The organism is Halomonas sp. BC04, from assembly GCF_000568385.1.
Genome location: NZ_AZQX01000339.1, coordinates 1 through 7,329 on the forward strand (window position 1 = coordinate 1; position 7,329 = coordinate 7,329).

General features: G+C 63.4%; 9 protein-coding genes. 8 read left to right on the forward strand and 1 reads right to left on the reverse strand.

Annotation, left to right across the window (positions count from 1 at the left end; all coding sequences use genetic code 11):
• Window positions 1-377, forward strand: a 377-nt coding sequence (locus tag Q427_RS22675; protein ID WP_043517478.1) for a DbpA RNA binding domain-containing protein, incomplete at its 5' end; no start/stop codon positions are given.
• Between the two features lie 48 nt (window positions 378-425).
• Window positions 426-1,292: a PA4780 family RIO1-like protein kinase gene (locus Q427_RS22680; protein WP_043517480.1), complete on the forward strand. Its 867-nt coding sequence runs from the start codon at window positions 426-428 to the stop codon at window positions 1,290-1,292.
• 98 nt (window positions 1,293-1,390) lie between these two features.
• On the opposite strand, the gene Q427_RS22685 is transcribed toward Q427_RS22680, so the two are convergent.
• Entirely contained in the window at window positions 1,391-1,552 is a 162-nt protein-coding gene (locus tag Q427_RS22685; RefSeq protein WP_231613864.1) for a DUF3008 family protein, read from the reverse strand.
• 296 nt (window positions 1,553-1,848) lie between these two features.
• Here Q427_RS22685 and Q427_RS22690 point away from each other — a divergent pair, with 296 nt between their 5' ends.
• The 6 genes from Q427_RS22690 to Q427_RS22715 form a co-directional block, all read left to right on the forward strand.
• Window positions 1,849-3,249 carry an EAL domain-containing protein gene (locus Q427_RS22690; protein ID WP_043517482.1) on the forward strand — a complete coding sequence of 467 codons (1,401 nt, stop codon included), beginning with the start codon at window positions 1,849-1,851 and terminating at the stop codon, window positions 3,247-3,249.
• A gap of 128 nt (window positions 3,250-3,377) precedes the next feature.
• On the forward strand, window positions 3,378-3,569 hold the full coding sequence (locus Q427_RS22695) for a tautomerase family protein (RefSeq protein ID WP_043517484.1): 192 nt from the start codon (window positions 3,378-3,380) through the stop codon (window positions 3,567-3,569).
• A gap of 40 nt (window positions 3,570-3,609) precedes the next feature.
• On the forward strand, window positions 3,610-3,843 hold the full coding sequence (locus tag Q427_RS22700) for a hypothetical protein (protein ID WP_043510957.1): 234 nt from the start codon (window positions 3,610-3,612) through the stop codon (window positions 3,841-3,843).
• Window positions 3,844-3,944: 101 nt separating this feature from the next.
• Window positions 3,945-4,700 carry a creatininase family protein gene (locus Q427_RS22705; RefSeq protein ID WP_043517486.1) on the forward strand — a complete coding sequence of 252 codons (756 nt, stop codon included), beginning with the start codon at window positions 3,945-3,947 and terminating at the stop codon, window positions 4,698-4,700.
• A gap of 137 nt (window positions 4,701-4,837) precedes the next feature.
• On the forward strand, window positions 4,838-6,823 hold the full coding sequence (gene ftsH, locus Q427_RS22710; RefSeq protein ID WP_231613865.1) for an ATP-dependent zinc metalloprotease FtsH: 1,986 nt from the start codon (window positions 4,838-4,840) through the stop codon (window positions 6,821-6,823).
• Window positions 6,824-6,826: 3 nt separating this feature from the next.
• A partial coding sequence (locus Q427_RS22715; RefSeq protein ID WP_043517489.1) for an alpha/beta hydrolase occupies window positions 6,827-7,329 on the forward strand: 503 nt, incomplete at its 3' end.

A 7,329-nucleotide genomic window follows, 5' to 3' on the forward strand; every position in this document is an offset into this window, starting at 1 on the left:
GGAGCTCCGGTGTGGCCTGTACGCTGGTCAGTGAGCAGGAGGCCTACCGCCTGGGGCGGCTCGGCGAGTTTCTCGGCCAACAGCTGGTGACGGAGACGCTGCCATCCCGCCGTGTCCTGTCGGGTGAGCCCATGGCGCCGCCCATGGCTACGCTGCAGCTCGATGGCGGCAAGAAGCAGAAGGTGCGCCCGGGCGATATCCTGGGTGCCCTGACCGGTGATGGCGGTATCCGGGGCGACCAGGTTGGCAAGATCAAGGTGCTGGAGCGCAGTGCCTATGTGGCCGTGCAGCGTGAGGTCGCCAAGGCGGCGCTTGCGCAGTTGAGCGCGGGAAAACTCAAGGGGCGTTCGTTTCGCGCCCGGCGCGTCAGCCGCTGACATGCAGCAGGGCGATACGCTCGTAAGGCGATATGCCAAAGTGGTGATATGAAAATACCCAAGCGATTACAACCGCTGGTTGAAGACGGCATGGTCGACGAAGTCGTCGCCCAGCTGATGAGTGGCAAGGAAGCTCAGGTCTATGTGGTGCGGGCCGGCGGTGAGCTCCGCTGCGCCAAGGTCTTCAAGGAGGCCAAACAGCGCAGCTTCAAGCAGGCCGTGCAGTACCAGGAAGGCCGCAAGGTGCGCAACAGTCGCCAGGGCCGTGCCATGGCCAAGAAGTCCCGCTATGGGCAGAAGGAGCAGGAGCAGGCCTGGCTGAATGCCGAGGTGGATGCACTTTATCGGCTCGCAGCAGCGGAGGTGCGGGTGCCCAAGCCCTTCGGCTTCGTCGACGGTGTGCTGCTGATGGAGATGATTACCGACGCCGAGGGCTTTGCCGCGCCGCGCCTGGACGATGTCACCCTCACCGCTGAACAGGCCCGTGTGTATTACGCCAAGGTCATCGGCGACGTGGTGCGCATGCTGTGTGCCGGCCTGATTCATGGCGATCTTTCCGAGTTCAACGTGCTGCTGGCCCCCGATGGTCCGGTGATCATCGACCTGCCCCAGGCGGTGGATGCCGCCGGCAACAATAGTGCGGAGATGATGCTGGAGCGCGACGTCAACAACATGCGCGCCTATTTCGGACGCTATGCGCCGGAACTCCTCAAGACAGACTACGGCAAGGAGATCTGGGCGCTCTATGAAGCGGGGGAATTGCATCCGGACAGCAAGCTGACGGGGTGCTTTGCCTACGACACCACCGCGGTGGATGTCGACGACCTGCTGGCGGTCATCGAGGATGCCCGGGAAGAGCAGGACGAGCACCTGGCCATGCTGGCCCGCAACGAGCTGGGTGACGAGGAGGATTGAGCCTCAACCCGCATGGTACGACCCCGGGCGGTAGCCGCCCGGGTTGGACCCACTGAAATATCCTCGCATCAAGCCATACTCAGGACTTCAAGCCACGCTCAGGATCTGGCGTTGTGCTTTGGCTTGTTCTTCTGCTTGGCCGAGGCCATTTTCTCCAGCTCCTGCTCATCCATCGATTCGTACATCTGCCTGGCGGCGCCATCGAGTTCACTGGCCTTCTTTTCCCCTCGTTTGGCGGAAAGGGCGGCGCCGGCGGCCATCTACTGTGCCTGGGACTTGGCTGGCATGCTTTTCCCTCCTGATGAATCCATTCACTCCTTGAAAACTAGACGTTTCAGTGGCGGGTTGCCATTGAGAAATGTCTCCCTAAGTATGCTGATTTGTTAATTGAAACATTCGTAAAAACCAATAGTTACAGGCAGTGTTTGACGCCAAAGTTCAATGCGTGATATCAGGATATACGCCATGCAATAACAACAATGCGATCCGTTTTTTTCTGAGTAAGCTCTAATAAAAAAGGATCGGATTAGATCATATACAGAAGAACGGATTTCTCATGCAGCAGCTTGCCACTCGATTCCAACCGCACGACCATGCTGTTCAGTTCTACGCGGACGAAGCCTTCCTTGCCGATGTCGTGGCCGACTACCTCCGGGCTGGGGCCGATGCCGGCGAGCGCCTGCTGTTGCTGTTGACGATCCCTCATCAGGCAGCCGTGCTGCAACGACTGGCGGCCGGTGGCCTGAACACTGACGCCGCCTTGGCGGGCGGACAACTGGTGATGTATGACGCCGAGCTCATGCTCGAGGCCATCATGCGGGAAGGTATGCCGGTCGAGGCGCTGTTCAACCGGCACATCCTCGCCGCCGTGGAAGCCGCCGGCCCTGCGCCCACTCGAGCCTTCGGCGAGCTGGTCGACCTGCTCTGCGCTCAGGGCAATGCCATGGCTGCCGTGCAGCTGGAGGCGCTTTGGCATGCGGCCTGCCACCGTCTACCGCTTACCCTGCTGTGCGGCTATGAGCTGCGTCATTTCGACCGGCCCGAAGACCAGGCCGCCTTCAATGCCATCTGTGATCACCATACCCATGTATTGCTGGCCGAGAACTTCTGCCTGCTGAGGCCCGGGCAGCAACTGCGCGAGGTCGTCCGGCTTCAGCAGCCGGTGAAGTCGCTGGACCTCGGGCATGGCTCGCACGCTCAAATGGAGCAGGCCCTGCGCGCAGCATTTCATGGTGCCCTGGCACGTAACGAACTGGAACTGCTTTATCGTCCGCTGCTCTGTGCTCGCAGCGGTCAGGTCGTGGCGGTGTCGGCGCAGCCGCGCTGGCGGTCGAGCCGTTTCGGGGTCTTGGAGTCGGAGTGCTGGATGGGCGCTGCGGCGGACAATGGCCAGCTCGCCGATATCTGCCAGTGGATACTGACGAATGCCTGTCAGCACGCCAAGTCCTGGTTCGAGGTGGGCATCGGCCTGCGGGTGGTGGTGCCTGTCGCGATCGAAGGCCTGCTCGATGGCGAATTCCCCGACCGTGTCGATGGCGCACTCGCCAGCAGCAACCTGCCCGCCAGGTTGCTGGAAATCGAGGTCACGGAGAGTGGCCTGATGCAAGAGATTCAGCGCGTCGCCCAGGTACTCGAGCAGCTAGATGCCAAGGGCGTGCGCCTGTCGATGGATGGCTTTGGCAGCGGCTATTCGATTCTCGGGCACTTGAGCCGCCTTCCCTTTGACGCGCTCAAGCTCGGCGGTCTGTTCATCGGTGAATGCCTCGACAACCCTCGCCATCAGGCGGTCATTCGCTCCATCATCGGCATGGCGCACGAACTGGACCTCGAGGTCGTGGCCAACAGCATCAGCACTCGCCAGCAAGCCGACTATCTGCGACAGCAGGGCTGTGACCTGCTTCAGGGCAGCCTGTGGGCACGCATGGAGTACCTCGACCCCGAGCTCGATGAGCCATGAGTTGAATAACCGGCAGTCACTGACATCACCGCCGCGTGACTTCGATAGCTGTGCCTCGCCCCTGATTTGCTTGCGAAGGGGCGCCTTTCGGTCGACCATACGAGGCTCCGTTTCCGCAGGAGTCGACGATGCCCATCGTGACCATTCAGCAGTTTCCCCGCGATCTGGCGCAGAAGCGCGAGCTGGCGCGCCGTATCACCGAGGCCTTTGCCGAGGTCTACGGCGCGAAACCGGAGAGCGTTCAGCTCTTCTTCAGCGAGGTGGACGGCCAGAGCTGGGCGAAGGGTGGCGTGATGGGGTGCGACAGCACTCCCGGCTGAGCCCTATAACCACCATGACCGGATACAGGCGGTTCGCACCATGATCAGGCAAGAACAGAGAGAGTGGATCCAGGGGCACCTGGAAGAGATAGTCACGGCAGTCCTCACTGCCTTCTTCACGGCACTGATGTTTCGTGTCGGCCTGGGGATGCTGTTTTCTATCGTCACCGGGCTGGCCCTGGCCTATGGCATTCGTCTCATTGCCATGCGCAGGTTGGTGGCGTCGATCCGACGGCGCATCCCCTGGCTGAGGGGGCCGACGAGCCCAGCCTGAGCAGGGAGGTGAGATTGCCGGGGAGATCGGCAGGCAAGCGTTGGTGGCGGTGGCAGTGAGATTTGTCGACACTGGGGTGCAGACAGCCCAAGGAGACAGAGATGAAGTTGCAGCATGCCACCTGGCAGGAAGTCGAGCGCTACCTGGAACGCGCCACCGGCATCATTATCCCCATCGGCTCCACCGAGCAGCACGGCCCGAACGGCCTGCTCGGAACCGATGCCATCTGCCCCGAAACCGTTGCCTGGGAGCTGGGCGAGCGCCACGATGTGCTGGTGGGGCCGACCCAGAGCCTGGGCATGGCGCAGCACCACCTGGCCTTTCCCGGCAGCATCAGCCTGCGTCCCAGCACCCTGATCGCGGTGCTGCACGACACCGTGACCTCCCTCGCGCGTCACGGCTTCACCCATGTGTTCTTTCTCAACGGCCATGGCGGCAATATTGCCACCGTCAACGCGGCCTTCGCCGAGATCTACTCCGAGCGCAGCCTGCGCAGCGATGGCCAGTCGTCGGGTGCGCTGCATCTTACCTTGAGCAACTGGTTCGCCGGACCGCGTGTGCGTGAGCTGGCCCAGTCGCTCTACGGCGATTCGGAAGGGGGGCATGCCACGGCGTCAGAGGTGTCGCTCTCCTGGTTCGCTCGCCCCGAGGCGATCAAGGATGTGGCCATGTCGCCCCGTATCGCGCCCTCGGGCAGCGCCCAGTGCGACGCCGACGAGTTTCGTCGTCGTTTTCCCGATGGTCGCATGGGCTCGGACCCGTCGCTGTCGCGGGTCGAGCATGGCGAGCGCTTCCACGCCGCGGCAGTCGAGGATGCCTGGGACGCGTACCGGGCCTTCCTCGGTGACGGCCAGTAGTCGAGCCCTCTGCCTGTTTTCATTTTGCTCCTGTGAAGGTCGTGCTGCCGTGCAGGAGTCGCGTGTGCGGGGGAGTGGGGCCGAGCCGAGCGACCTTGCAAAGGCCGCTTGGGATTGCCATGGTCAGGGTGACATTCATGAGCAATGGACCTGTCATGAGCCAGTGGAAACAGTGGAGGTCACCGAAGGAGAAGCCTGATAGAGACCCTGGGGAGTCTCGCCAGCCGCGCTCTCCCCTCGACCTGGATTCGGGCCCCGGCGACGGCAAGGCACAGTACCCGCAGCGCCCGCAGTGGGTACTGTTCCTCTGGTTTGCGATCGGTATCCTGCTGATCTTCCATTTCATCGATGCGGCCGAGCAGCAGGCACAGGTCGAGCTGAGTTACTCCGAGTTCATCCAGGCCGTCGACCAGGGCCATGTGGAGGAGGTGACGCTACGTGGCCAGTCGATCGAGGGGCTCTTCACCGAAGCGGGCCAGGAAGCCCAGGAGGCCGAGGGGGTGGAAACCTTCGCGACCACTCGGCCGGATGTAGAGGGCGAGCGGCTGCTCGAACGCCTGGAGGCCAATCAGGTACACATTTCCGCCAGGCCGGTGGACCCGCCCTGGTGGCAGCGCATCCTGGTGGGGGCGCTGCCGTGGATCCTGATTCTGGGCCTGCTGTTCTGGTTCTGGAATCGCATGCAGCAGCGCACCATGTCGGGCGGCGGTTTCTTCAGCATGGGCAAGTCGGGGGCTCGCCAGGTTCGAAGCGAGGAGAGCCGGGTGAGGCTGGCCGATGTGGCCGGCTCGGAGAATGCCAAGCAGGAGGTGATGGAGGTGGTCGACTTCCTCAAGGAGCCGACCCGCTTTCTCGACCTGGGGGCGAAGATCCCCCGGGGTATCCTGATGATGGGGCCGCCCGGTACCGGCAAGACGCTGATGGCGCGCGCCGTTGCCGGCGAAGCCGAGGTTCCCTTCTTCAGCATCAGCGGCTCGGAGTTCATCGAGATGTTCGTCGGCGTGGGGGCGTCCCGGGTGCGGGATCTGTTCAAGCAGGCCAAGGAGCAGGCGCCGGCGGTGATCTTCATCGACGAGCTCGACTCGATCGGCCGCTCCCGTGGTGCCGGCATGGGCGGCGGACACGACGAGCGTGAGCAGACGCTGAACCAGATTCTCGCGGAGATGGACGGTTTCGAGGTGGAGGAGTCCGTGGTGGTGCTGGCCGCCACCAACCGGCCGGACGTGCTGGACTCGGCACTGTTGAGGCCGGGGCGCTTCGATCGCAAGATCACCCTGGAGAACCCTCACCGTGATGCACGGCAACGCATCCTCGAGGTGCATACCCGGGAAATGCCGCTGGCCGAGGATGTCGATCTCGAGCGGCTGGCCGAGATCACCATCGGTTTCTCCGGTGCGGACCTGGCCAACCTGAGCAACGAAGCCGCCCTGCTGGCTGGCCGGCGTGAACAGCAGGAGGTGGATTGGGCCTGCTTCACCGACGCGCGTGACCGCCTGTTGCTAGGCGAGACCAAGGATACCGGGCTGTCCGAGGAGGAGAGGCGCATCGTCGCCTATCATGAATCGGGCCATGCGCTGCTGGCGTACTTGTTGCCCAAGGCCGATCCATTGGAAAAGGTCACGGTGCTGCCTCGTGGCCGGGCGCTGGGGGTGACCGCCCAGGTGCCGAATGAGGAGCGCTATAACCAGGGCGAGGCCTACCTGCGTGATCGCATTACCGTGATGTTCGGTGGCCGCCTGGCCGAGTCCATCGTCTTCGATGAGGTCAGCAGCGGGGCGGAGAACGATCTGGAGCAGGCGACCCGGCTCGCACGCAGGATGGTGGGGCGCTGGGGCATGAGCGAGCGTATCGGTCCGGTGATGTTTTCCGAGAGCCAGGAGCATGTCTTTCTCGGCAAGGAAATGGCCCAGTCCCGTGAGCACAGTGAGGCCATGGCAGGCCTGGTCGACGAGGAGATCCAGCGCTTGCTGATCGAGCTGGAGGCCCATGGCCGCCGCCTTCTGGAACGGTACCGCGAGGCGCTGGATGCGCTGGCACAGGCGCTGGAGAAGCGTGAAACACTGGACGCTGACGAGATCCGCGAGGTGCTCGATGGCCTGGTGCCTGGCGGGCAGGGAGGCTAGCGAATGCTGCGTATCCTCGTTTCCCTCGCGGCGATCTATGCCGTCGTGGTGGCGCTGGCCTGGTTCTTCCAGGACCGCCTGCTCTACCTGCCGCACATGGGGCGGGAACACATTGGGACGCCGGCGGACCGTGGCATGGCGTGGGAGCAGGTCGATCTCGAGACAGAGGATGGGCTGACGCTGGATGCCTGGTGGATACCGGCCGATGAACCACGCGGCAGCCTGCTGTTCTTTCACGGCAATGCCGGCAATATCTCCCATCGCCTGGATTCGATTCGCCAGTTCAACCGGCTTGGCCTGTCGGTGCTGATCATCGACTATCGGGGCTATGGCCGCAGCGAGGGCAGCCCATCGGAAGCCGGAACGGCCAGGGATGCCCGGGCCAGCTGGCGCTGGCTGGTCGAGGAGGCCGAGGTCCCGGCCGAGGAGATCGTGTTTTTCGGGCGTTCACTGGGGGCTGCCGTAGCGGCGGAGCTGGCCGCAGGGCTGGCGCCAGACGTAAGCCC